The organism is Dorea sp. ICN-14282 (assembly GCF_037890115.1).
GTDB lineage: Bacteria > Bacillota > Clostridia > Lachnospirales > Lachnospiraceae > Dorea_B > Dorea_B phocaeensis.
Genome location: NZ_JBBKBH010000002.1, coordinates 584752 through 608591, shown reverse-complemented (window position 1 = coordinate 608591; position 23840 = coordinate 584752). Strand labels below are relative to the sequence as shown.

Sequence of the window (23840 nt, the reverse complement as noted above, 5' to 3'; positions counted from 1 at the left end):
TTATATTTCCTCCAATTTTTTCAAAATATTATTTGTGGTTGATATTAGGCACATAAGCTGATATTTAAGCTTATATTTTGCTGTATCAGATGCAATTTTAAAATCTGAAACTTTTAATACTCTTTCGATAGAACTGTTCCATGAGGGAATCGTCAACGTAAGACTTGCAATTTCCGCATCTGGATCAAATTGTGGCAGATTGCGTATAGATGGAATAGAAACGGAAGATTCTTTCTTTAATATCGGTTTGGCGTAATTATTCCACAGTAATTCCCTTTTCATATCATGATAACTGAGATGTTCTATCTTTTCGGCAAGAAGGTAGTTATTTAGACTTAAAAGCTGCTCTTTTGATAATCCTGAAAGTTCAATAATATTAGCTTGGGAAATCCAAAGCTGACCAGAACGAACTCGTTTGACAAGATCCGGAACTTTTTCATCAATTATATCTAGTGCACTACTGTAAGCAGAATATTTGTAAACGGTAGCCATTGCTACATTACATTCTTCGGATATTTTTTTTGCTGCGATGCTTGCACCGGAAATATGAGATTTATTCGTAGATGAAAGTTGTCTTGAAACTAAAATTTTTTCAGCATCATATTTTTTCCCAATCAGGTATTTTTTATTGATATTGGTTAAATCCTCTCGTTTAAGTTGGTCAGTACATATCCATGAAATTACATCTTCTTTACTGGAAAAATGGAGTCTTTTTATTCGGAAAGGAATACTGTGTTTACGAAATAATTCATATGCTTCTATACCATTAATGACAATACCATTCCATGTGCAGATGGGGGTGTGATAGGAATGACATAATATCTGTTGCTCAAGTTGTTTATAATCTTTTTCACTGAGATATTGATACAAATTGGTGAATTCTAGTTTTGTTTTTAATGTATATATACTATAATTGCGCATACTCATCTCCCATTATTTCTGATTTGAATTCTGTTTGTGGCAGTTTTGTGATGATGTTATCCATGGAAAATAGAGCTATTTTCTTATCTGGGTAAATATTGCCTTCTAAACGAAAAATGTTAAATTTCTCCCAAGAAAGGTTAAGCTGGGAAAGTGAATATAGTAATTCTCGGCTGTACAATTCATAACTGTTACCATTGATGACAAAATAATCCTTAACTTTATGTGCCAATTTATCCTCTGCACAACTAGCCTTTATACCTATCATTTTTTGATCAGGATTAACAAGAAGTTGAATATATTCTGGGTTACCAATTTGACGGAGTGTATTGCGGTGGATTCGTATACGATTCTTTTTAAAGTCAATACATATTAGTGGATGGGAAGAGTGTTTGTTGTTCATAGGATTTTTCCTCACTTTCTGCTGTTGATGGTTCTTTTGCTTTTTCTATGGATTTATCAGTTGCCTTCTTCTTTTCTTGTATGTCAAATACTGCGTAGCCTTCAAATATATTGACTTGCATTGATTTCTGATGTTCTTCCACTGGAATACCGAATTGATTCTTCCATTCTTCAGGATAAGAAGGTGTCCTAGCAGTGGTTACAGTTCCATTGTCTTTTAGTGTACGAGGAAATATTTCAGGTGAAGTTAAATCGAAAATGAACAGTATTTCATTGCCAGAACGAATTAATTTGCCGAGAATCTTGTACCGATAATTAGGATTCCAATCCATGAGAGATATCACTTTAGCAAAGAAAATTCGACAGGTGATTTGTTTTGGCGAACGCTTTTTTCCAGAGGAACACCAACGAAAAGAGTCTTTTTCTTCTTCTCGACAGGGACGGACAGCCAGTTTTTTTTCAATGGGATTGACTAATATTTGCACATATTCGACATCGGGTAGCTTTTTTATGCAGGCGGTATTTACAGATACCTTGTAGTTATTAAACGTAAACGAAGGTTCGTAAATATGAGCGAAGAATTCGCCACGTACAACTTGATAACCGTCATAGCTGAAAGAATCATCGTCAATGACTTCCATTTGATTTGAGGGGCTGGGTGCGACTGTTATTGGCATAGGTGTGTTGATTTTCATCATATCAGAAGGTTCTGTAGTCATATTCCATTGATTTATAGGTTGCTCGCTCATTGGGTGTCTCCTTTAATTTCTGTAATAATATTCTTTATATTTTGTATAATGGTTTCTTTGGGAGTGGTTTGTAGCTCGGGTTCTTTATAAGGTTTACTTTCTGAAGCAGTTTGCCAGTTTTTGTCCACTGTAAATTCTGTTAATTCTGGCGCTTGAGACTGAGTATAGTAATTATTACCGAAGCTATTCATCCAGTCGGCAGGATAAGCTAACACACTCTTAGAATCAGATATTGTATCAGGCGTGTTGTTATTGGGGGCGGATACTTCGTTGGTACTTGTCGGGATTCGTATTTCTGTATCGTCCATGTTGAAAATAAGGACATTTTCATTGTCTTTTTGGTGGGCAACTCCTAATATTCTATATTTGCATTTTTTGTCCCACTTAAATATCTCGTATAATGTTGGCAAAAATGCAGCACCGGAAATTGGTTTTGGAATAAGTTGACCATCTTTGAGACGTGACCACTGCACTTTATTTTTTGTTTCAGAGGAACATGGTCGAATAGCAAGTAGTTTTGAGCTCGGGTGTATTAGCATTTCGACAAATTTTATGTTTGGAAATTTCCGTATAGCATCTTTGTTAAAAGAGATCTGTTTATATGAAAAAGAAACAGAAATCCGACCAACCGAGGAGAAAAATTGTCCTCTAGCAACTTCATAGTCTCTTAAATCGAAGGAACCGGCGGAAGCAGTAATTGTATCAGGTGCATTCATATTTGCCGGTTTAAGGACGCTTTGAGATGCTTCAAAGTAGTCTCTGGATTTAAATCCAGACCATCTTGGATTAATGCTTATAAATCCACTTAGAGAGCCTTCTTGTATCACATGTAATTCTGGTAAAATCTCTTTATTTCCATATTTCGCATTTGTAATTAATTTTTGAACAGCTATGAAATCATCTCGGGAGATAATAGCTTCATGATGTCCGACTTTTCTGTATTGATTACGGTCTTGATTGTTTTTCCTTGATTTATGGTCAAGATAATTCGGAGTCCATGTTTTTCTCGCCAGAACATCCCCACAATGGCGTTCATTTTGAAGGATTTGTAGTATGGTACTGGATGACCAGACATCATTATTCTTTTTTGTTTTACAACCGAGTTCTGTCAAAGAATCAGCAATTTGTTGAGTACTACTTCCATTAAGATACATATAAAAAATAAGCTGCACAATTTTAGCTTCATGTGGATTGATTACAAGATCTCCATTTTCGTCTTGGTCATATCCGAGCAGAGGAGGTGTAAGGAATATTCCCCGACGAAAACGCATTTCAATGGAAGAATTCATAATTTCACTTTTGGTATGACTTTCTTCCTGCGCAAGTGTTGACATGAATGACAGAATCATTTCGCTTTTGGGATCAAGAGTATTTAAATGCTCTGTTTCAAAAAATACACCGACGGGTGGACGGAGTGAAGAAAGCTCTCGTACATATCGGATACAGTCAACAACGTTTCTTGCAAATCGGGATACACTTTTTGTTATGATTAAATCAATTTTTCCGCCTTCACAATCTTCAATCATTTTTTTGAATGCATCTCTATGTTGAAGCGAAGTGCCGGAAATGCCTTCGTCGGCATATATTTCTACAAGCATCCAATTCGGATTTTTATTTACTACATCCTGATAATGATTTTTCTGTAATTCATATGAGGATGTTTGGCGTGGATCATCCGTAGATACCCTTGCATATACAGCTACTCGTAGTTTTTTTTCTGTTTTAAAAATATCCTCTGGTGGAAGTGCCGGAATTACTTCCAGTTCTTCTGGATCAATACCTTTGTATCTCTGCCGGATTCTGGCTTTCTGTTCATCAATATTACTGCTTCGTTCTTCACTTTCTTTCATCAATAGCGACATCCTTTATAGTTGATATAACTATCATAGAATTTTTGGATTGAAAAAGACATAAACCATCGGTTAAGTGATTAACGGATGGTTTATGTAGAAATAGATATTTGATTGTTATTGAATGATTTAATAATCATTCGGGTTATCAGCATCGTAATTGTGTTTTGAGGATAGATGCCAATCATTGATTCGTAAAATGTTTTTTATGGCTGAAAGAACCTCGAATATGTAACGTTTTTCAGTGCTGGTACAATCTGCCATTAATAAATCAATGTCAGTTTGATATTCCGTAGGATTGTATAACAAGTTCCCATAGAGTAATTCATCAATAGTAATTTCAAGTGCGTTGCTAATTTTGATTAAAGATTCTAAACTGGGTTTACGCTTGGCATTTTCAATATAGCTTATATAAACAGTAGAAAGATCAGCAATTTCAGCCAGCTCCTCGGCAGATAATCCTCGTTGTTTGCGGGTTTCTCTTATACGTTTGCCTATAAGTGCATAATTTATTTCCATGTCCTCACCTCCTTTCCATCACAACTTGACTTTCTTGTGTTGTAGATAGAAAAAATGGTGAGCTATACAACAGCAATTGGTTGTATAAAGAGAAGTATATCATATGTATATAGCAAAAAGAAGATTGTCGATTGATGGGAGAAAAAGGCGATAAGTTGTAATTGAACAACAGCGAAAAAAGGGTTATCATTTATGTATTAAAAATTATGTCTGGGAGGAAAATACATGGCAGATAAAGAGGAAATCAAAACACTGGAGGAATTAGAGGAAAAAGGAAGAGTACTGCGGGAGTACAAAGAAAAATTCCGGCAGATGTGCCAAGAGAATAAAATGATAAAGGGTTCGACAGTGCTGAAACTATATGATAAAATTGAAGAAATACAAAGAGAATATGAGCATTTAGATAATAAGCTGACATTAATGGAATACAACTTTATATAGTTCTATTTTTTTTGTTTTAATACTACTGTTTCCCTTAGTAAGTACTTGTAAGATACATCTCTAATAATTTTGCGGATTTCTAGTTACAATTAAGGTAACTACTATCGGAAAGAGGTGTATTTACTTGCGTACAGAGGATTATATTGCGGACAATATTATAGCTTTATGTAAAAAACGTGATATGAGTAAATATCGGCTGTCACAATTGACTGGTATATCTCAATCTTCGATTGGAAAAATTATTGCTAAAGAAAGTTTACCAACTATGCCTACTGTAGAAAAGATATGTGATGCACTGGGAGTAACAATGGCACAATTCTTTGCCGGAATGGATGTTCCAGTAAGCTTATCAGAATCACAACAAGAGGTTCTGAATATTTGGAATAATCTTGATGAAAAAGAACAGAATGTAGTGATACAAATGCTCCGGGGACTTCAAAAATAAAGGAAACAGTTGTAACGAAAATGTTGACTGTTTCTTTTTTTATGGAGTTGAGAGATTATGGTGATTGAAAAGAAATATTATGATATTGCACAGCATGAATTGGAAGAAATGCAAAGAGAAATTAATGAAGAAAAAGCGCAAATGTCAGAAGAAGAGATACTAGAGGATAAAAAATGGCATGATGAACAATTGGAAACAATTATTAAAAAGGCAGAAGCTCATATGCGTCGTTTTAAGAAAGTTCCAGATCCTCAAAAAGTAGTGAAATTCACTTTTTTACAAAAAGATGCATTGGAAATTGCACGAAATATGCAGATGAATATAAAAACTGAGCGTAAAGAAGATGATTTATGGGGGACGATAGAAATGTCATTTAATAATATGTGGTTTTTAGATTCGGCTCCTAGTGAATGGAAAGATATTTGGAATAACTTGCTGAAAGAAGCTCAGAGAGTGTATATAGAAGCAAAAGATAACATGATCATGTATCAATATTATTATGATTTGGCGGTAGAAGTTCCTTGTGTGCAGACACAATACAAATAATGATATATGAATGCTGTTCTGTAATAATTTTATGATATACTGTGGATATGATATGTAAAAATAGTCGGAGAAAGATTTGTGAATGCACGATTATTTAGGAGGAAAAAAGCATGACAGATGCAGAACAAAGAGAGGCTGCCCGTCAATTTGTAAACCGATGGATGGGAAAAGGGAAAGAAGATGAAGATGGACGTTCTTATTGGATTGATTTATTGACGAATGTTTTGGGAATGGATAATGTGACAGAACGTTTGAACTTTGAAAAGAAAGTTGTAATTGATGGAAATACAAAACGTATTGATGTGTATATTCCTGAAACACGAGTAATTATTGAACAGAAGAGTCTTGGAAAAGCATTGGATCAGAAAATCAGGAATTCAGGAGATGTTGATCTTACTCCATTTGAACAGGCAGACAGATATAATGGAAAGCTGACTTTTGATGAAAGAGCTCGGTGGATTGTTACGTCAAATTTTGCTGAAATTTGGATTTATGATATGAACCAGAAACAGCCAGAACCGACAAAGATTGCTTTAGATGAATTACAAAGCAAATATCCATTGTTGGACTTCTTGGTGAAAAAGGAAGTAAAGACAATATCGCATGAAATGGAAGTATCAATAAAAGCAGGAGGTATTGTTGGGCTTATTTATGATGCGTTTTTAAAACAATATCGTATACCAGATATTAAGGAAAAGGATGAAACACTTGAGCAGAGAGAAAAAAGAGAGCATAAACTAAAGAGCCTGAATGCTTTATGTGTGCGAATTGTTTTTTGCTTGTATGCAGAAGATGCTGGTATTTTTGGAAAGAGAAATATGTTCCATGATTATTTGGAAACATATGAAGTAAAGGATTGCCGGAGAGCTATAATAGAATTATTTAAGATATTGGATACACCTGTATCAGAGCGAGACGAGTATTTAGAGGAAGAACTTGCTCAGTTCCCGTATGTAAATGGTGGGTTATTTGCTGATGAAACTATTGAGATACCACCTTTTACAGAGAAAATTAAAGAATTACTTCTTACAAAAGCGTCAGAAGATTTTGACTGGAGTGATATTTCTCCAACTATATTTGGAGCGGTATTTGAATCTACATTAAATCCTGAGACCAGACGTTCAGGAGGAATGCATTATACATCTATTGAAAATATTCATAAAGTTATTAGTCCTCTTTTTTTGGAAGATTTGCAGAAGGAATTTGATAGTATTAGAGCAATTCAAGTGAAGCGTACCAGAGATAAAAAATTGGAAGAATTCCAAAATAAATTGGCATCACTTACATTTTTTGATCCTGCGTGTGGTTCCGGAAATTTCCTTACAGAAACATACCTGTCGCTTCGTCGTTTGGAGAATGAGGTGATAAAGGAAAAAGTTGGCGGACAAATGACATTGGTAGAGGTAAATAATCCAATTAGAGTTTCTATTCAGCAATTTTATGGAATAGAGATTAACGATTTTGCAGTTACAGTTGCGAAAACGGCTTTATGGATTGCAGAATCTCAAATGTTGGAAGAAACGAAAAATATTGTGTATGGATTTAATGACGATTTTCTTCCTTTAAAGACATATGTAAATATTACAGAAGGAAATGCATTAAGAATTGATTGGAATGATGTAATTCCTGCAGAAAAATTATCGTTTATAATGGGAAATCCGCCATTTGTAGGAGCACGTTGGATGGCGTCGGAGCAGAAGGAAGATGTTGAGAAGATATTTGAAGGATGGAAGAGTATAGGAAATCTTGATTATGTTAGTTGCTGGTATAAAAAAGCGGCTGACTATATGGGAAATTATAATATCAGAGCAGCATTGGTATCAACTAATTCAATTACACAGGGAGAAAGTGTTTCGATTCTCTGGAAACCGCTTTTTGAATCAGGTGTACACATTGATTTTGCATACAGAACATTTATATGGGATAGTGAAGCGTCAATAAAAGCGCATGTTCATTGTGTAATTGTTGGCTTTAGCAGAGCTGTAAATAATAAGCAGAAAATAATTTATTCAGGTGAGAACGCAATTCCGGCGAATAATATTAATGGATATTTGCTTGATGCAGAAAATATATTCATTGAAAAAAGAATGAAACCATTGTGTAATGTTCCTGAAATAGCATTAGGTGGGCAAGCAATTGATGGTGGATTTTTAATATTGACGGAAGAGGAAAAGGAAGAGTTTTTGGAAAAAGAACCACAGGCTTCTCCGTTTTTTAGACATTATATGATGGGAAAAGATTTTATTGATCGAAAGCCGAGATATTGTATTTGGCTTGTTGGAGCTGATCCTGGATTATTAAAAAAATGTCCGATGATATTAGAACGAGTGAATAAAGTACGTGAATTTAGACTTAGTAGTACAAGAGCGAACACAAAAAAAGCGGCTGAGAATCCAACTTTATTTGCATCAATACTTGAACATAAAAATCAATATATTGCGATTCCCAAAGTTTCTTCTCAGAATCGTAGATATATTCCAATGGATTATTTAGATGGTGAAATTATTCCGGGAGACAAATTATTCACTATGCCCAATGCATCATTTTATGAATTTGGTGTATTGATGTCGAATGTTCACATGGCATGGATGCGAGCAGTGTGTGGAAGATTAAAAAGTGATTATAGTTATTCAAACACAATAGTGTATAACAATTTTCCGTGGCCTGTAGTAACGGAGAAGAATCGGGAACAAATTGAAAAATCGGCACAGGAAATTTTGAAAGCAAGAACATTATATCCTAGTAGTAATCTTGCGGCTTTATATGATCCTTTAACAATGCCAGCCGAGTTACGACGAGCACATACTGCAAATGATAAAGCTGTTATGGCTGCGTATGGCTTTAGTACAAAAATGACGGAAGCAGATTGTGTGGGAGAGTTGATGAAATTATACCAGAAAATGCAATGATAAAAGTTTATAGAGCTGTTTTTTGCTCAAAGTAAAATATTTGAAAACATAGAATATTCCAAATCCATAAAAGATGAATGAAAACCAATATGGGAATTTTACATGTGTTACAAAATTTGTAAAATTTTCATATTGGTTTTTTGTAATCTGTAAAAATTATAAATTTGGATATCGAGTAAGGTTTCGGATTTTTGATTTTTATGTATTTTTCAATTTTGGATATGGCTCCGAAATTGGCAATTTTGCGGAAGTGTATCCACACTTCCTGTCCTTGCTATTTTATAATCACATGGTGATTTCACAGGGATATAGGGCTGTTTAGCCTATTTTTTCTCCCTGTGCTGTGACCGAAGAAATTCGAGGAACCAATTATATATTTATGCTGAATGTGAGGAACTAGGGAGCACAATCCTTAGCAAGATTCCAACATCCGGAAAATGCCATAATGCTAAAATAGCGATATGGTATTACCGGGGTGGATCTTGCTCTAATGTGTACAGTAACCTCGGCATAAATAGAAAGAATGGGTTTGGGGAATCCCCAGCAAGATAAAAACCTGATGAAAGAACATTTGTCGGAAAGACAATATTGTTAAACACAGGTGGATCTTGCTCTGGGGTAAGAAAGAAGTATCTTTATATTATCAAAATGATATTTGGAGTTTATGTTGTTGGAAAGTCGTAAGCAGGAAGATAACTTCAAGTTGTTGGTGCAAATATAATGAATAGAAGTGTCCAGTACATTTTTGGTGATGGGTATTTTGGTGGAATCCATTTTTATTTATTTTGAATAATAAAATTTTGAATCTGCAGCCGATTCTGCCTGCCGGACAATGTTTTTAGATATCTGTAAACGTCACGGACTGGAACTTGATGAAGAACCATCGTATGATGGAAGAAAGTATTTGGAAACACGATAGAAGCAAACGCTGTACTTATCGTCTTGTCTGGCAGGGAAGATTATTAGGCATTAACCAGAGAGATATCGGCAGAGAAAACAGAAGTGATAGACAATGATATTTGTTAGATATGCTTCTTGTCGTTGGCTGTATCATATTAAAACGCTTTTTACGTTAAAAAAGTGCTGTGATCACAAGGCTTTTTGCAAGCAAAAATGAAAAGGCTATATATAGGTAGCCTGTGAAACTGGAAGTGCCCATTTTGGGCCTGATTTAAAGAATAATGTTCTGACAGAGACCAATGGAATGACTCTCTGCTGGGGCTCCAAAAGAAAGGAAAAATGATTATGGAAAAAATGATGAATACAAAAACAGAGGGTAACACATTTACAAAGAAAATCGGGCAGACAGTCTATGTTGTCCGTTATCATTTCAATGAAAATGCAAAGGAAACAATGCAGGAGAAGATTAACCGGATGCTGGTTACAGAAGCAAGTCGACAGGCAGTATATTAAAATTAGGTGGATGTAATTGAAGAAAAAATATGATATCATGTGAGTAACAAATCGGTATTTATAAAGGAGAATATTGATGAAACTATTTTTATGTTCGCACTTTTCAAGTGTAGGAAGTCTGATAAAAGAAGAAATTGAAAATAAGAAAGTCGCATTTATTCCAACAGCTTCGTTGCGTGAAGGCTACACCGGTTATGTCGGCTCGGCTCGAAAATTAATCAAAAAGTTGGGAGCAATCGTAACTGAAATTGATATTTCAACGGAGGCTTATTCAACGATACAGTCTGTTTTTGAAGATGCAGATGTGATATATTTTACCGGCGGAAATTCTTTCTTTCTTATGGACCAACTCCGTAAAACAAGAACTGATGGGTTGCTGAAAAAGGAATTGGTAAATGGAAAATTGATGATCGGCGAGTCGGCAGGCGCAATTATATGCGCTCCAAGCATCCAATATATCGAGCAAATGGATGAAAAGCCGGAGGACTACTCACAAGAAGATGATGCAGGGCTTGATTTGATTGATTTCTATGTTCTTCCGCATTATCTTACAGCACCATTTAAGAAAGTTACCGAGAAAATAATGACTGAGTTTTCGGATTTGAATCTATGCCCTATTAACAACCATCAGGGAATTGTAATTGATGGTGAAGGTTCAAAGGTTATTTGCAAAGACTAATTTGCAAAATCCTTTTTTTGAAACTGGAAAATCGGAAGCTGAGGAGATAGACTATTGAGAACATATGAGAATAAAGACGAGCTTAAAAACGAGATAAATAAAAGCTTTGCAAAGTATATTTCAGAATTTAATGATATTCCGGAGCATTTAAAAGATAAGAGAATTGATGAGGTCGATCGAACTCCGGCAGAAAATCTTGCTTATCAGGTTGGCTGGACAACTCTTGTTATTAAATGGGAATCAGACGAAAGAAAGGGTATTCCTGTCAAAACTCCTTCGGATAATTTTAAGTGGAATCAGCTTGGCGAATTATATCAATGGTTCACAGATACATATGCTCAGCTGTCACTGCAAGAATTGAAAGACAGATTGAATGAGAATATCAACTCTATTTATGCAATGATTGATTCTCTGAGTGATGAAGAATTATTTAAACCACATATGAGAAAATGGGCTGACGAAGCAACTAAAACAGCTGTCTGGGAAGTATACAAATTCATACATGTTAATACAGTTGCTCCGTTCGGAACCTTTAGAACCAAGATTAGAAAATGGAAAAAGATTGCACTATAACTTCAAGTTTGTAGAATTCAAAAATTTAATATGAAATGTGAGATAGAGCGTATGGAAATAATCTATACGTTCTATTTTTTTGCCTTTTTTGAAAAAGTGATTAAAAAACTATTGACATTTTGTTACTGGTAGAAGCAGATGGTTATAAAAAGCTTTTGGTAACTATGAGTGCAAAAACAGATAGCTGCGAAAATTTATTATGAGCTAATAGCAAAATTTGATATTTTGTGATATTGAGGGTATGGGGAATCGTAATCTCCATTAAGTTCGTCAGAGAATCATAATCCAGAAATGGGATTTTGAGTTACTCTAGGCGATACTTGCTTTAGAAAATGATTAGCCATAATGAGTTGGAACGTGGGAGGAGGAAGTGTTAAAAAAAGAGAGAGCCATAAGTAACTCTCTCTGTGATAAAATCAAAAAGTTATAGTATCAGTGATTCGGTAAGATTACAAAAATCCTTAACAGGAATATTTTCTTTAAGTGGTAAAGCTGTCTCTAAAAAGGTTTCGTCTGCAAATCTTTCGAGTTCAGAATCAAAATGTATAATTGAAGCATTTGTATTTAATTGATATGGCGGAATTGTAACAAAATAATCATAATCTTCGTAAGAAGGAGTGGCGCAAGAAACTTTGATTTTTCCGCCCAATTTCAATTTTGCAAATTCTCCATAAATGGCAGTTAAGGCTTTTTTTCTTTCTTCATCAGAAGTAATTCTATCTACATATCTAATATACCAATAATCTATATTTCCCTCTTTTAATTCAATTAAATAATCGTATGATCTGGGTGTTCCGGATTTTATTGTCCATTCAACTTTATGCAGACTTGTCATCATGGAAAGTCCACGCATTAAGGTAGAAAAAAATTTTTCATGCACCTGAACAGTAGAGAGATCCAGAGAAAATCCATTGTCTGCAATTATCTTTTTTCGTTCCCGTATTTTCTTAGAAGAATATCCCGTTGCATCATATAACTCTTGGATAAGTTCTGGATCATCAATGGCTTTTGCAATTTTATCAATAGTGCTTTTATATGGTCTTCCAGATCGGGCACCGTTGAGCATTCGTGAAATGGTTGCATTATTTAAGCCTGTTTGTTCAGATAATTCTTTTTGTGTTTTTTTCTGTAAAATGATTTGAAGTATATTGATGAATCTTTCCTGATCGTAAACGCTGTCAGGATTTATTAGTGTGTCTGAATTTGATATAAATTCGTTCATGCAAATCTCCTCTTGACTTCTTTGACTTTATATAAATTGACTTCTTGTATTTTATCTTATCAATTATATCCCTAAAAATCAATTTAAAACATAAAGAAATCAAAAAATGCTTTATTGATATTCTTACAAAAGTCAAAGAAATCAAAAACGTAATTGACATTTTGACTTCTTTGTGTATAATGTAGAATTAAGAAGTCAAAGAAGTCAAATAAATCAAAACGAAAGGAAGGAGGGCTGTGGATTGAAATATAGGGTTGTTTCGATTTTGAAAGATAATAGACCACGTTTTTTGATTATTTCTGATATTGAAGAAATTGAAATTCTTCCATCAAAGTATTTGAAGCATCTGGATCAGATTAATGCTTCTCCGAATACTGTAAAATCCGCAGCCTTCGCACTTTCATATTATTACAATTATCTGCAGGAGCAAACGATAGGATTGGATGAGATTACATTGCTATCCTATTCAGAGCAGAATAAACATTTTATTGATTTCTTGTATTGGGTTAAGAGTGGAAAGCATACTGAGCATAATACACAAACGAGCAATAAGACCTGCAATATGTATCTTGGTGCAGTTTTCAGATACTACCAGTTTTTGGCACTGGAAGATGTTTTGCCAATGCTTAAAGTCTTACGAGTAAAAAAAGTATCGTATTTTGACAGTATGGGAGTAAATCATCAAAATGCAGTGAATTCGTTTAAAGGTTTCTTCAAAGAAGAAGAACCTAATCTGGAAGAAATAACATCCGAAGAAATACAGGAGCTGATAAATGCCTGTACGAATGATAGAGATCGATTGCTGATAGCAATGATGGCAGAAACCGGTCTTAGATTAGGGGAAATTCTGGGAATCCATTATACCGAAGATATTGATTTTGAAAGAAGGACGGTTCGGGTAAGGTATCGTGAATCCAATACCAACTTGGCAAGAGCAAAAAATGCAGAATATAGAATGGCTTTGTTAAGTAATACAACTTTTGAGTTCTTGGTTAAGTACATTTCTGATAATCGAAAAAGTCTGATGAACTCGGAGTATCTATTTACAAAATTGACTGGAAAAAACAAAGGAGAGCCATTAGATGCGGATTCTGTGTATAGCATGTTGAAAAGACTATCCAAAAAAACGGATATCAATTCCCATCCGCATCAGCTCCGACACTATTTTGCGGAGGAAAGAAGAAAAGAAGGATGGGATTTGAATGACATTCGTTTTGCCCTGGGGCATAAGAAAGTTGAAACTACCATTAAATACTTGGGTGAAAATAATGAACGATTGATAGAAGCAACAGATCAATACTACTCAAATAATGAAGATTTATACCAAATTGTAGATTTTCTGTAAAAGGAAGGAGGGATTACCTTGGCAGTATTAAAAATTGTTCCGAAGTTATATCAGGAAAAAATATCTGAGAAATTAAAGGAAGAAATATCTTTAGTTACGAATGGAGAAGCAAAATACTATAACCGGTTATATAAATTTTTTCAGTATACAGATATACAGTGTACTGCAGATATTAACTATGAAACGAGAAAAATGTATATGGAGTCTCTTGAAAAAGAGGATATTTCAGAAAAATATAAAGTGGAATTAATGAGCTTATTTGATCGTTTAAAAATAGAAAATATGCCGGATGTCTATTCACAAGGAAATCCTTTCTCTGTAGAACAGGAGTTTTTTAAGCAAGACAAATTGTTTTTGCTGTATGTCCCCAATAAGAAGAAAGCACAATCTTTCCGTCAGGTGGTCGATAAGAATGATTTGTTATGGGACTTAACGAGGATACATTCATCACAGTTGGTGCGACAGACAAAAATATTGCTGTGTGAAATTCTGAATATGGATAAGGTACAAAGACATCGAAGATATTTTTTAGAACCATTAAAAGCACTTGTACGGTTTTGCGATAAGTACGGAATAGATGATATTGAAGAAATGGAACAGGCAGATGAAAACAGATTTTATCTGTATTTAAACAAGGAGTCAGAAATTATAAAAAAACAGGCTTCTAAGATTGTTGAGTTTGCGAGAAGAACGTTATTTCTAACAGATTCAGAGATAAATTGGCAAGCATGTATCTGGTATATGGATAGGTTTCAGTTTGATAAATCAAGAATCAATGCCAGTTCACCTGTTAAAAGTCTTTCATTTATTAATATTTACGAAAAAGAAAATCGTTGGTATTTACAATTATACGCAAAATATTTAGTTGGGATATCTGATCTGTCTTTATCAAATATCCGAAATACAATAAGTTTTATTTCACAATTTTTAAAATATCTGGATGGACAGAGTAAGAAAGTAACTGAACTGGAGATACAAGATATAGCGGATTATGTATCTATTTTGGATGTGTCCGATATTAAATATTCCACGTTTAACCGATATATAACTCATATACATACATTTCTACAGTTTTTGAAAATGAAAAATATTGAAGTGTTGAAGTTTTATCCGGAACGATTTTTAAAAAAAGGTTTTCCAGAACACAACGAAAGAAGTGTTCCAGAAAAAACAATTGCTCATCTGATTAAGGAGTTGCCGGCATTCCCAGAGCATTTACAGTTGATGTATTTGATTTTGTTTTGCACAGGAATTAGGAAAAGCGAGGTTTGTACAATAAAATCGGGAGCCTTTTATTCACAAGGCAATGAGAATTGGATGCGCATATATCAAAGCAAAATGCGGAGGGAAAAAGTCATTCCTGTTCCGAGTTTATTGGTTGGACTGGTGAACGATTATGAAAAAAAGTACGGAATAAAAAATGGGGAGTATTTATTCAAAAATAAAAAAGGTGGTGCATTTAATGGACAGACATTTTCAAATCAGATGATTCGGGAGTGTAAGGCTCGTGGGATTGCCTGTGGAGATTACATCTTTAGAGCACACGATTACAGACATAACCTTGCAACTTCAATGTACGGAAATGGAGTTTCTATACAAGGGGTACGAGATTATCTGGGACATTCAAGTGAGAATATGACACAACAGTACATTGATTTCATGCCGGAACGTATTGTATCGGCTGAAGATAAATATTTTTCAAGAAATCAGTCATTTAAATTGAAAGGAGTAGAAGATGATGAAAGGTAATATTAATTTGATTTCTTATGACTGTTATCAACAAGCTACAGAAAAACAGTTGGCTGGGCTGAAATGGAAGGAAAACAGGGTGTACTACATATCAGAGATTCGTAATGAAAAGATACAGGATGAGATTTATGGGTATATCGATGATAGATGTAGACGTTTATCATTATCAACAGCCGTAAATGATATTTACAGATTTGATCTGTTGAAAGAATTTCTGAATGAGAAGTGTACAAGCTGTAGCAGCATTACTGATAAAAAATGGGAAGAACTGGAGAGAAGCTATAAAGCATTTTTATATAAAAAAGGATTGGCGCTGTACGTTAGAAGAAATAGACCGGATAGGCGGAATGTTGAGCAACAAAATAGCGCTCAGGTTTCTTTTCTGAAAATGTATTATGAGTATGTTGTGAAGTGTAAAACAGCAGATATTCCAGAAAATGAAAAAGATGTATGGGATATGAGAAAGCTGGATATTGTGCCAAGGAGTAATCCGATTCGTGGAAGATATAGATTAGATTTTCGTGAGATTAGGCAGAGAGAATTTAAAGAGATAATAAAGAGAATATTGTATAGCCACTGCCAGACAAAAGCAATGGGTAGTATAAAAGGCGAATTGTGTGGATTCCGTCGGTTTGCTAGATTTATGTATGATCGGTTTCCAGAAGTAAAGCATTTTACAGAAATTAGCAGGGATATGATAGAAGATTATCTGGTTTATATAAAAACGGATACCGGTCTTACATCAGTCAGTTACACAACAGAACTGTCGGTTTTGGATAATCTGCTGGATGAAATTGGGCGGGAACTGGAAATAGAAAATTTATGCAATCTTTTTCTGTCCAGTGATTGCAGAGCATATGACAACGCTTTGCCAGAAGCGTATTCAGATGCAGAAATCAGGAGATTTAATAGTGCATTAACAAAATTAAAGCCCCAGTTAGGAAGATGTCTAATAATACATCAGATGCTCGGTACAAGAATAGAGGATACGTTGACTTTGCGAAGGGATTGCTTATCTGAGAAATCTGGGCATTATTTTATAACTATTCTCCAGCATAAAACAAGGAAATACAAAAGACCAGTCAGCGATCAGCTGGCAGAAGTGATTAGAAAAGCAATAGAAGTTTCAGAAAAGGACCATCCAGATTCAGAATATATTTTTCTGCAAGATAATGGGAAATTATATACAGATTCAATGCTGAAATATCATGTAAATATCATGATTTATGAAAATGATATCAGGGATGATAATGGAAATTATTTTGAGTTTCGTACACATCGTTTTAGACACACTTTTGGAGTAAAACTTACAGAAATGAAATTAGATGATGATAGCATTGCAAGGCTGTTGGGGCATAAGGATACACGAACCATACCACATTATCGGCGGTTAAGAAACGAAGCATTAGCGGAGGATACAAAGGCTGTACGAGATGAAATGAATGAATTATTAGCACAATACAGGAGGGAAAAGGAAAATGCAGAAACACGATAAAATGGTAGCACTGGCAAAAGAAAAAAGTGCGGAAATGACGGAAACAGCAATAACAGCTATTGAAACAATGTATAGAAAAAATATAAAAATTTCAGTTGCTGAACTTACAAAATTAACAGGACTTTCCAGAGGTTTTTTCTATAATAATCCGAATGTGAAACAGGTCATGATGGAATTGAAGGAAAAACAACAGGGAATGATATTGCGAAATCCTAAAAGCGATGCTATTGCAAAAGCACAGGAAGCACGGATTAAGAGTTTAGAACAGAAATTATCCGATAGTGTTCCGAAAAACGAATATGAGAATCTACAGAAAAAATATGAAGAATTACAAGTGAAATATAGTCAAATGAAAAAGGGAACACTGTTGAAGATGTACGACCAATTATAGGAAGAAAAGGAGAATATTTTATGCAGAACGAAATTTACGATGAGAAAAATGGACTTACGTATATGTTATGTGGTGATTATTATTTGCCGGAATTGGCACTTAAAGATATTGAACCAACATATGGGAAATATGGGATGCTTCGTAAAAGCTATTTACAGGAACACAGAAGGGCAAAATATCAAATATTGTTGTTACAAGGAAAACTTGTTGAGCATTTGAATCAGATTGATGCAGAAGCAAGGGATAGGGAAGAACAATTAGTAAAACAGATGATGGAGAAACAAGGAATTACAGAGAAATTAAAAAGACAGGACAACATGGAATGGACTAGGAGGATGAATACCATTTGTCATGATGCAGAAGAGATGATTTTGACGGAAATGATATACACGAAAGGATAATGAACTGTATTGGATAGCAAGAATTTTGCAGCCCGGATAGCAAAAAAGTGGAAGTCCGGATAGCAAAAAAATGGAAGTCCGGATGGCAGGATTCTTGCTGTCCGGAAAGATAAAAAAGTGAGGGATTAAAAATGTTGGTTAAGTACATAATAAAAGTGTTTTTGTGTTTGATTCTTGTAGTAATGACATTGATTTGCTGGTTATTAAAAATTCCTATGATGTTGGGAAATATTTTTCTTTACTTTTTATCAATTATATTTATTCTGACAGGTGTTTTGAGCTATGGATTTGCATTGGAATCTGCAAGAGAATGTGGTCGAATGATAATAATTGGGATGGCATTTGGTGCAATACCTGACTTTGTCCCATTTTTGGGAAAAAGTTTAGAGACATTGGTTGACAAACTGTTGAGTATGATAAATGAATGAGAAAGTCGATATGAAAGAGGGCTGTGAAAGGTTCTCTTTTCTTTTTGCAACTGTGAAATGGCAAGATAATAACGTTATATACATTGTGTATTAAGTACAGATATTGTATTTCTGCATGATGGGAACATAGGGAGTCCATATAAAGGCACTGAATACAGGGCATGATGGAAGCTTGAGCACGGGACATGCCAACAGTCCGGAAGATATGCTGAGCAGACTGGAGACGATGGTACTGATGGGTATGGACCTTCCACTTGCAGCGATTCAGAGACAGATTGCGTCTGGAGTGGACATCATTGTTCATTTAGGGAGACTGCGTGATAAGAGCAGAAAGGTTCTGGAAGTAACGGAAGTGCTGGAATACCGGGATGGGGAGATCATCCTGCATCCGCTTTATCGCTTTGAAGAGAGGGGCGAGAACGGAAATAGAATTGAGGGAGAATGGAGGAAGTGTTATGAAATGGAGCAAAAAGGCAAGCTGTTGGCAGCAGGATATTACCCGGAAGGAATGGGGGCTCATAATAATTAGATCGCTTGGCATTACGGGAGTGACGGCGTGGCTGTATTACCGATCCGTTTTTATGATTCTGCCGTTGATCCCGATGTTCGTCTGGCATATGAAGATGCTTGCAAAAGAACTGGAGAAGAAGAAGGAAACACAATTCCTCCTTCAGTTTAAGGAGGCGATTCAGGCAATCTCTTCTGCGCTTAACACCGGATACTCTGTAGAAAATGCTGTGCGTGAAGCAAAAAAGGATCTGCAGCTGATCTATACGGAAGAAGATCGGATTTCCAAAGAATTGGCGGTGATGGTTCGGAAAATCAGACTGCAGATTCCAATCGAGCAGATATTTCAGGAATTGGCGGACCAGGTACAGACAGAGGATGTCAGGAGCTTTGTAACGGTATTTGCCGCGGCGAAAAAAAGCGGTGGGGATATGATTGCTATTATCCGAAGTACCGTACAGCAGATAGGAGATAAGATCGACGTAAAGCGGGAGATTGATACTTTGCTGGCGGCAAAGAAATATGAATTCCGGGTAATGTCCGTGATTCCATATGGCATGATCGGCTATATGAATCTCAGCTTTTCGGAATTTATGGACGGGTTATATGGAAATGCATTGGGAATCGGGGTGATGTCAGGATGTCTGGCAATCTATTTAGGCGCATATTATCTGGGTTTCAAAATGATCGAAATAGAAGTTTAAGGGCAATGGCTGTAGGGCTTCTTATTATGGGAGGAACACTTCTGTTAGCTTGGGATTATCTTGCTTCGAGATCAGCGGAGGATGGAAAGATTGTCCGAAATGCATACGGAAGTGGAGAAAAGACAGAGCAGGTCATGGTGCAGAAAGAAGGTGAGAAACAGAGAATTCCTGTGAAGATTCAGATTGCAGAGCAGCAGTATTCCAAAGCGGAGGTTAAAGAGATGTTTGAGCGGGTCATCCGTCGGATGGATACCTTGATTTTGGGAGAAAATAAAAGTTTTGATCGTGTGGAACAGAACCTGAATCTTTTGGCAAAGGTGCCGGATGAACCGGTAGAAGTGACCTGGGAGCTGGATCGGTATGATGTGATGAATATCAAAGGAGAGATTCAGAAGCCAAAACTACGAGAAACAGGAACAGTGGTGAATATCAGTGCAGTGCTGACGTATACAGAAGATGAGACGAAGCAGGCGAGATACCAGTGTGCGGTTTGTGTATATCCTCAGAAGCTGACGAAAGAAGAAATGGAAAATCAGAGTATCGTCCGTGAAATTCAGCGAAAGGAAAAAGAGGAGCGGGAACATCCCTTTTTCTACTTGCCGGAAAAGGTGGGGGATCAGACATTGACTTATTACCGAAAAATGCAGGATCGAGGGTTAGTTCTGATTATTACGGGTGTGCTGGTCGGAATTCTTTTAAAAGCACTGGATAAGCAGAATCAGGAGAAGAAGATGGCAGAGCGTAAGAATCAGATGATTCTGGATTATCCAGATATTGTAAATAAATTGACCTTGTATATGGGAGCGGGAATGACGGTGAAGAGAGCATGGAAAAAGATTGCAGAAGATTACAAGAGGCAGCAGGACACTATGGGAATTAGATACGCGTATGAAGAAATGTGCAGCAGTTGCCATGAGATGGATAGTGGTGTGGCAGAATCGTCCTGTTATGAAAATTACGGAAGACGGTGTGATGTGCAGGCATATGTAAGACTAGGGGCATTGTTGTCTCAAAATCTTAGGAAAGGAACGAAGGGGTTAACACAGCTATTGAAAGCGGAAGCTTTGCAGGCGTTTGAAGATCGGAAAGCAAATGCCAGAAAGCGCGGAGAAGAGGCGGGAACGAAACTACTTTTGCCGATGTTTCTCATGCTGAGTGTGGTGTTGGTTATAGTGATTGTACCGGCATTTCTGTCCATGCAGATGTAGCAAAGAGGAAGGAAATAAAAGAATTTCAAGAACTTTAATGAAAGGAGAAGTCATATGTGGAAATGGAAGTTGAAATGGAGATTGGAAAGTCTGATAGAAGAGTTAAAAGATGACAAGGGAATCGGTGTTGTGGAAGTGATTTTGATTCTGGTGGTTTTAATCGGGCTGGTTATTATTTTTAAGTCGCAGCTTACAAGTTTGGTTCAGAATATTTTTGAGAAAATTACGAGTGAAAGTGCGGGCATCTAATATGAAGAGGTGTCAGTGCAGAGGGGAAGTAACGGCATATTTAAGCCTTATTTTTCTTTTGTTAATCACATTCGTTGCTGGGGTGATGGAGAGTGCTTCCATCCAGATGGCAAAGAATTACAGGAGAGCAGATATGAATCGTGCGATGGAATGTATGTTTGCTGAATATCAGAAAGAACTTTTGGAAGAATATGAAATATTTGCGATTGATGGAAGCTATGAGACAGGCCAGTATTCTGAAGAAAATCTTACAGATCGCCTGGAATTTTATGGGGCGGGAAATATGAAACATAAAATAGAAAGAATCCAGTTTCTCACAGACCATGGCTGCAGCCTTTTTTATGATCAGGTTGCAGCATACATGGAAGACTGGTATGGGATTGATGCGATGGAAGAGTTGGTGGGGCAGACGCCACAGTGGGGACATCAGGAAGAAAAAGGAGAAGGGTATCTTGAAGAAGAGAGAAAACAAAATGAAGAGCTAGAGACTCTTCTCGGAGAACAGCAGGGGGAACTCCCAAGTGAGAATAATCCGATTGAACACGTGGGGAACCTTAAACAGTCGCAGGTGTTGAATCTGGTGATGCCAAAGGAGCGGCAAGTATCAGAAAAAGCGATCGCGTTGCAAGAAACGACAGAGTTTCGCACCTTGAATCAAGGGTATGGAGAGTTCTCAGATGTTGCAGAAGAAACGGGAACGTTGTCTACATTGTTGTTTGGAGAGTACTTATTGGAACATTTCACGGCATATACGGATGAAGAGAGGTCTGGTGCATTGGAGTATGAATTGGAATATATCCTTGCTGGCAGGGAAAGTGATCAGGAGAATCTGGAACATGTTGTAAACAAGCTGATGTTGATTCGCTATGTGCCTAATTACGCGTATCTTCAGACGAACGCAGAAAAGAAAGCAGAGGCAAAGGCACTTGCACTTACTCTGTGTTCCCTTCTTGCGGTTCCGGCAATTACAGAGGCTGCGGCTCAGGTAATTCTGCTGTCCTGGGCGTATGGAGAGACTGTGATGGATCTAAGATCATTGCTTGGCGGCAGCCGGGTACCCTTGGTGAAGGATGATATGAGTTGGCAATTATCGCTGTCATCGCTGATGAGTCTGGGAACAGAAGAGGATGTAAACGAAGGAAAGGACACGACAGGTGGAATGGATTATCGGGATTATCTGCGTATGCTGTTGTTTCTGGAAGGAAAAGAAGCAAGAGGGCTTCGGGCTCTTGGCATGATAGAACAGAATTTAAGAAAGAAAAGTGGGTTGACTTGGTTTAAGGTGGATCTGTGTGTTGGGCGTATGGAACTGTGGACGGAATGCAGACTGAGAAGAGAAATTCAGTATCGGTTTCCTACCTATTATGGATATCAGTAAAGAGGCGGATGCAGATGCCCTTCGGGCATCAATAGACATCCAGATTATGAAAAATATACGAAGAAAGGAGAAGGATTCGTACGATGAATAAAAAAATACTCCCCTCAAAAATAAGAAACCTCATCTATGCCGGGAGGGCATCTGCGTCCGCCTCTACTCCGGTTCTTTCCGGGAGCATTACTATTGAGGCAGCAGCTGCGGTTCCGCTATTCTTTTTAGCGGTGGTTAGCCTCTTGTACCTAATGGAAATGATGGCAATTGAGTGCGCCGTGCGATCGGGACTTCAGTATGCAGGTAAGTGTGCCATGGAAGATGTGGGGAGGGTGACGGGAATTAGAGCTTCGGAGATAGAAAAGAATGTGGTTCATGCAATTGGAGCGGAGCGCTTAGCAAGAAGTGTTGTGGAAGGTGGAGACGCGGGAGTGGACTGCAGTGAATCCTGTCTGTCTGTGAGAACCGGGATTGGTGAACTGTCTGCATCGTATCAGGTAAGACTCCCTATTCCGATATTTGGGATCAAACCAGTTAAGTATCGTGTGAAGATGAAAATTAAAACATGGACAGGATATGAGAAATCAGGATTTGGAACGAGCGAAGATGAAACTGTATATGTAACAGCAACAGGAATGGTATATCACAGAGATTATCACTGTACCTATCTGGATTTGTCAATTCATATGGTTTCAAAAGAAGAATTGGAAGGACTTCGCAATGATTCTGGGGGGAAATATTATCCTTGTGAACACTGTGGAGGTGGATGGGGAGGCGTGTATATTACAGACAGTGGAGATCGATATCACGGTTCGCTGTCATGCAGCGCTTTGAAAAGAACGGTGTATGCAGTTCCGCTGTCGGAGGCAGCAGGAAAGGGGGCATGTTCTAAATGTGGACAGTAAGCGAGCTGTTAATAGCAGCAATATTGGCAAGCCTTGCAGTTGTGGATGTTCATTATCGAAAAATTCCGCTGGATATTCTGGTGTTAGCTGCGGTGGCGGCATTGATCAATCAGATTTTTATTGAAAAAGGAGATCCGCTTCTGATTTTGGGAGGCGTAGGTGTGGGAATCGCTTTTCTAGGGATTAGCAGACTTACCAGAGAAGGCGTAGGATATGGAGACAGTCTGGCAATTTTGATACTGGGAATTTGCCTGGGACTATGGAAACTCTTGGGGGTTCTGACAGTTACTTTTCTTATATTAGGGATTACGGCGATGGGGTGTCTTATTTGGAGAAAGCTGTCAAGAAAAAAGACACTTCCATTTTATCCGTTTTTAATGTGTGGATATATAATCTGCGTCTGTGCAGAAAAGCTATAAA

At 36.7% G+C, this 23840-nt stretch carries 25 protein-coding genes and 1 pseudogene; 20 read left to right on the top strand and 6 right to left on the bottom strand.

Annotated elements, in window-relative coordinates; translation table 11 throughout:
- The 5 genes from WKT00_RS08325 to WKT00_RS08305 all read right to left on the bottom strand — a co-directional run bounded on the left by WKT00_RS08325 (position 1) and on the right by WKT00_RS08305 (position 4441).
- Positions 1-921: a hypothetical protein gene (locus tag WKT00_RS08325; protein ID WP_117592863.1), complete on the bottom strand. Its 921-nt coding sequence runs from the start codon at positions 919-921 to the stop codon at positions 1-3.
- Complete coding sequence (locus WKT00_RS08320; protein WP_044999283.1) at positions 908-1324, bottom strand: hypothetical protein; 417 nt, start codon at positions 1322-1324, stop codon at positions 908-910. The genes WKT00_RS08325 and WKT00_RS08320 overlap by 14 nt, the downstream gene beginning before the upstream one ends.
- Entirely contained in the window at positions 1284-2072 is a 789-nt protein-coding gene (locus tag WKT00_RS08315; protein ID WP_055145192.1) for a hypothetical protein, read from the bottom strand. Before WKT00_RS08315 ends, WKT00_RS08320 begins: the two co-directional genes overlap by 41 nt.
- Positions 2069-3922 (bottom strand): recombinase family protein, encoded by a 1854-nt coding sequence (locus tag WKT00_RS08310; protein WP_118213163.1) that lies wholly within the window; start codon positions 3920-3922, stop codon positions 2069-2071. Before WKT00_RS08310 ends, WKT00_RS08315 begins: the two co-directional genes overlap by 4 nt.
- Before the next feature lie 129 nt (positions 3923-4051).
- Positions 4052-4441, bottom strand: a complete 390-nt coding sequence (locus tag WKT00_RS08305; protein ID WP_008374249.1) for a helix-turn-helix domain-containing protein — start codon at positions 4439-4441, stop codon at positions 4052-4054.
- Positions 4442-4666: 225 nt separating this feature from the next.
- Between WKT00_RS08305 and WKT00_RS08300 the strand changes: the two genes are divergently transcribed.
- The 7 genes from WKT00_RS08300 to WKT00_RS08270 all read left to right on the top strand — a co-directional run bounded on the left by WKT00_RS08300 (position 4667) and on the right by WKT00_RS08270 (position 11447).
- The gene (locus WKT00_RS08300) at positions 4667-4882 is read left to right on the top strand and encodes a hypothetical protein (protein ID WP_013976761.1); all 216 of its coding nucleotides are present in this window, start codon (positions 4667-4669) and stop codon (positions 4880-4882) included.
- Between the two features lie 124 nt (positions 4883-5006).
- Positions 5007-5327: a helix-turn-helix domain-containing protein gene (locus tag WKT00_RS08295; protein ID WP_013976760.1), complete on the top strand. Its 321-nt coding sequence runs from the start codon at positions 5007-5009 to the stop codon at positions 5325-5327.
- 57 nt (positions 5328-5384) lie between these two features.
- Positions 5385-5873, top strand: a complete 489-nt coding sequence (locus WKT00_RS08290) for a chemotaxis protein CheY (RefSeq protein WP_117649579.1) — start codon at positions 5385-5387, stop codon at positions 5871-5873.
- Between the two features lie 110 nt (positions 5874-5983).
- A complete protein-coding gene (locus WKT00_RS08285) occupies positions 5984-8782 on the top strand; it encodes a DNA methyltransferase (protein ID WP_117592868.1) in 2799 nt (932 codons plus the stop codon).
- 1245 nt (positions 8783-10027) lie between these two features.
- Positions 10028-10195 (top strand): transposon-encoded TnpW family protein, encoded by a 168-nt coding sequence (locus WKT00_RS08280; RefSeq protein WP_015513594.1) that lies wholly within the window; start codon positions 10028-10030, stop codon positions 10193-10195.
- Positions 10196-10271: 76 nt separating this feature from the next.
- Complete coding sequence (locus WKT00_RS08275) at positions 10272-10874, top strand: Type 1 glutamine amidotransferase-like domain-containing protein (RefSeq protein ID WP_129700340.1); 603 nt, start codon at positions 10272-10274, stop codon at positions 10872-10874.
- Between the two features lie 54 nt (positions 10875-10928).
- Positions 10929-11447 (top strand): ClbS/DfsB family four-helix bundle protein, encoded by a 519-nt coding sequence (locus WKT00_RS08270; RefSeq protein WP_033126079.1) that lies wholly within the window; start codon positions 10929-10931, stop codon positions 11445-11447.
- A gap of 424 nt (positions 11448-11871) precedes the next feature.
- On the opposite strand, the gene WKT00_RS08265 is transcribed toward WKT00_RS08270, so the two are convergent.
- Positions 11872-12669, bottom strand: a complete 798-nt coding sequence (locus tag WKT00_RS08265) for a helix-turn-helix domain-containing protein (protein ID WP_129700342.1) — start codon at positions 12667-12669, stop codon at positions 11872-11874.
- A 241-nt stretch (positions 12670-12910) separates the two neighbouring features.
- Here WKT00_RS08265 and WKT00_RS08260 point away from each other — a divergent pair, with 241 nt between their 5' ends.
- The 13 genes and pseudogenes from WKT00_RS08260 (at position 12911) to WKT00_RS08200 (ending at position 23839) form a co-directional block, all read left to right on the top strand.
- On the top strand, positions 12911-14014 hold the full coding sequence (locus WKT00_RS08260; RefSeq protein ID WP_129700344.1) for a tyrosine-type recombinase/integrase: 1104 nt from the start codon (positions 12911-12913) through the stop codon (positions 14012-14014).
- An 18-nt stretch (positions 14015-14032) separates the two neighbouring features.
- On the top strand, positions 14033-15763 hold the full coding sequence (locus WKT00_RS08255; RefSeq protein ID WP_129700346.1) for a tyrosine-type recombinase/integrase: 1731 nt from the start codon (positions 14033-14035) through the stop codon (positions 15761-15763).
- On the top strand, positions 15750-17258 hold the full coding sequence (locus WKT00_RS08250) for a tyrosine-type recombinase/integrase (protein WP_225877012.1): 1509 nt from the start codon (positions 15750-15752) through the stop codon (positions 17256-17258). Before WKT00_RS08255 ends, WKT00_RS08250 begins: the two co-directional genes overlap by 14 nt.
- On the top strand, positions 17242-17649 hold the full coding sequence (locus tag WKT00_RS08245; RefSeq protein ID WP_117592877.1) for a DUF6262 family protein: 408 nt from the start codon (positions 17242-17244) through the stop codon (positions 17647-17649). The genes WKT00_RS08250 and WKT00_RS08245 overlap by 17 nt, the downstream gene beginning before the upstream one ends.
- 20 nt (positions 17650-17669) lie before the next feature.
- Positions 17670-18050, top strand: a complete 381-nt coding sequence (locus tag WKT00_RS08240; RefSeq protein WP_117592879.1) for a TnpV protein — start codon at positions 17670-17672, stop codon at positions 18048-18050.
- A gap of 131 nt (positions 18051-18181) precedes the next feature.
- Entirely contained in the window at positions 18182-18478 is a 297-nt protein-coding gene (locus WKT00_RS08235) for a hypothetical protein (RefSeq protein WP_117698104.1), read from the top strand.
- A gap of 139 nt (positions 18479-18617) precedes the next feature.
- Positions 18618-19007 (top strand): annotated as a pseudogene (locus tag WKT00_RS08230) (ATPase, T2SS/T4P/T4SS family); the annotation flags it as partial.
- The gene (locus tag WKT00_RS08225) at positions 18934-19689 is read left to right on the top strand and encodes a type II secretion system F family protein (RefSeq protein ID WP_340262889.1); all 756 of its coding nucleotides are present in this window, start codon (positions 18934-18936) and stop codon (positions 19687-19689) included. The pseudogene WKT00_RS08230 and the gene WKT00_RS08225, both read left to right, overlap by 74 nt.
- A gap of 5 nt (positions 19690-19694) precedes the next feature.
- Positions 19695-20897, top strand: coding sequence for a hypothetical protein (locus tag WKT00_RS08220; protein ID WP_340262886.1), 1203 nt, complete (start codon positions 19695-19697; stop codon positions 20895-20897).
- A gap of 54 nt (positions 20898-20951) precedes the next feature.
- Positions 20952-21146 carry a Flp1 family type IVb pilin gene (locus WKT00_RS08215; RefSeq protein WP_101695252.1) on the top strand — a complete coding sequence of 65 codons (195 nt, stop codon included), beginning with the start codon at positions 20952-20954 and terminating at the stop codon, positions 21144-21146.
- Between the two features lie 133 nt (positions 21147-21279).
- Entirely contained in the window at positions 21280-22524 is a 1245-nt protein-coding gene (locus WKT00_RS08210) for a DUF5702 domain-containing protein (protein ID WP_340262883.1), read from the top strand.
- Between the two features lie 83 nt (positions 22525-22607).
- A complete protein-coding gene (locus WKT00_RS08205; protein ID WP_173814828.1) occupies positions 22608-23420 on the top strand; it encodes a pilus assembly protein in 813 nt (270 codons plus the stop codon).
- On the top strand, positions 23408-23839 hold the full coding sequence (locus WKT00_RS08200) for a prepilin peptidase (RefSeq protein ID WP_340262878.1): 432 nt from the start codon (positions 23408-23410) through the stop codon (positions 23837-23839). Before WKT00_RS08205 ends, WKT00_RS08200 begins: the two co-directional genes overlap by 13 nt.
- Position 23840: the final 1 nt, after the last annotated feature.

Coding starts and splice junctions, on each gene's coding strand:
- WKT00_RS08220 (WP_340262886.1), top strand. CDS start 19,695: ATGGCTGTAGGGCTTCTTATTATGGGAGGAACACTTCTGTTAGCTTGG.
- WKT00_RS08200 (WP_340262878.1), top strand. CDS start 23,408: ATGTGGACAGTAAGCGAGCTGTTAATAGCAGCAATATTGGCAAGCCTT.
- WKT00_RS08290 (WP_117649579.1), top strand. CDS start 5,385: ATGGTGATTGAAAAGAAATATTATGATATTGCACAGCATGAATTGGAA.
- WKT00_RS08240 (WP_117592879.1), top strand. CDS start 17,670: ATGCAGAACGAAATTTACGATGAGAAAAATGGACTTACGTATATGTTA.
- WKT00_RS08245 (WP_117592877.1), top strand. CDS start 17,242: ATGCAGAAACACGATAAAATGGTAGCACTGGCAAAAGAAAAAAGTGCG.
- WKT00_RS08300 (WP_013976761.1), top strand. CDS start 4,667: ATGGCAGATAAAGAGGAAATCAAAACACTGGAGGAATTAGAGGAAAAA.
- WKT00_RS08225 (WP_340262889.1), top strand. CDS start 18,934: ATGAAATGGAGCAAAAAGGCAAGCTGTTGGCAGCAGGATATTACCCGG.
- WKT00_RS08325 (WP_117592863.1), bottom strand. CDS start 921: ATGCGCAATTATAGTATATATACATTAAAAACAAAACTAGAATTCACC.
- WKT00_RS08275 (WP_129700340.1), top strand. CDS start 10,272: ATGAAACTATTTTTATGTTCGCACTTTTCAAGTGTAGGAAGTCTGATA.
- WKT00_RS08215 (WP_101695252.1), top strand. CDS start 20,952: ATGTGGAAATGGAAGTTGAAATGGAGATTGGAAAGTCTGATAGAAGAG.
- WKT00_RS08305 (WP_008374249.1), bottom strand. CDS start 4,441: ATGGAAATAAATTATGCACTTATAGGCAAACGTATAAGAGAAACCCGC.
- WKT00_RS08250 (WP_225877012.1), top strand. CDS start 15,750: ATGATGAAAGGTAATATTAATTTGATTTCTTATGACTGTTATCAACAA.
- WKT00_RS08205 (WP_173814828.1), top strand. CDS start 22,608: ATGAATAAAAAAATACTCCCCTCAAAAATAAGAAACCTCATCTATGCC.
- WKT00_RS08235 (WP_117698104.1), top strand. CDS start 18,182: ATGTTGGTTAAGTACATAATAAAAGTGTTTTTGTGTTTGATTCTTGTA.
- WKT00_RS08310 (WP_118213163.1), bottom strand. CDS start 3,922: ATGAAAGAAAGTGAAGAACGAAGCAGTAATATTGATGAACAGAAAGCC.
- WKT00_RS08315 (WP_055145192.1), bottom strand. CDS start 2,072: ATGAGCGAGCAACCTATAAATCAATGGAATATGACTACAGAACCTTCT.
- WKT00_RS08320 (WP_044999283.1), bottom strand. CDS start 1,324: ATGAACAACAAACACTCTTCCCATCCACTAATATGTATTGACTTTAAA.
- WKT00_RS08285 (WP_117592868.1), top strand. CDS start 5,984: ATGACAGATGCAGAACAAAGAGAGGCTGCCCGTCAATTTGTAAACCGA.
- WKT00_RS08265 (WP_129700342.1), bottom strand. CDS start 12,669: ATGAACGAATTTATATCAAATTCAGACACACTAATAAATCCTGACAGC.
- WKT00_RS08280 (WP_015513594.1), top strand. CDS start 10,028: ATGGAAAAAATGATGAATACAAAAACAGAGGGTAACACATTTACAAAG.
- WKT00_RS08210 (WP_340262883.1), top strand. CDS start 21,280: ATGAATCGTGCGATGGAATGTATGTTTGCTGAATATCAGAAAGAACTT.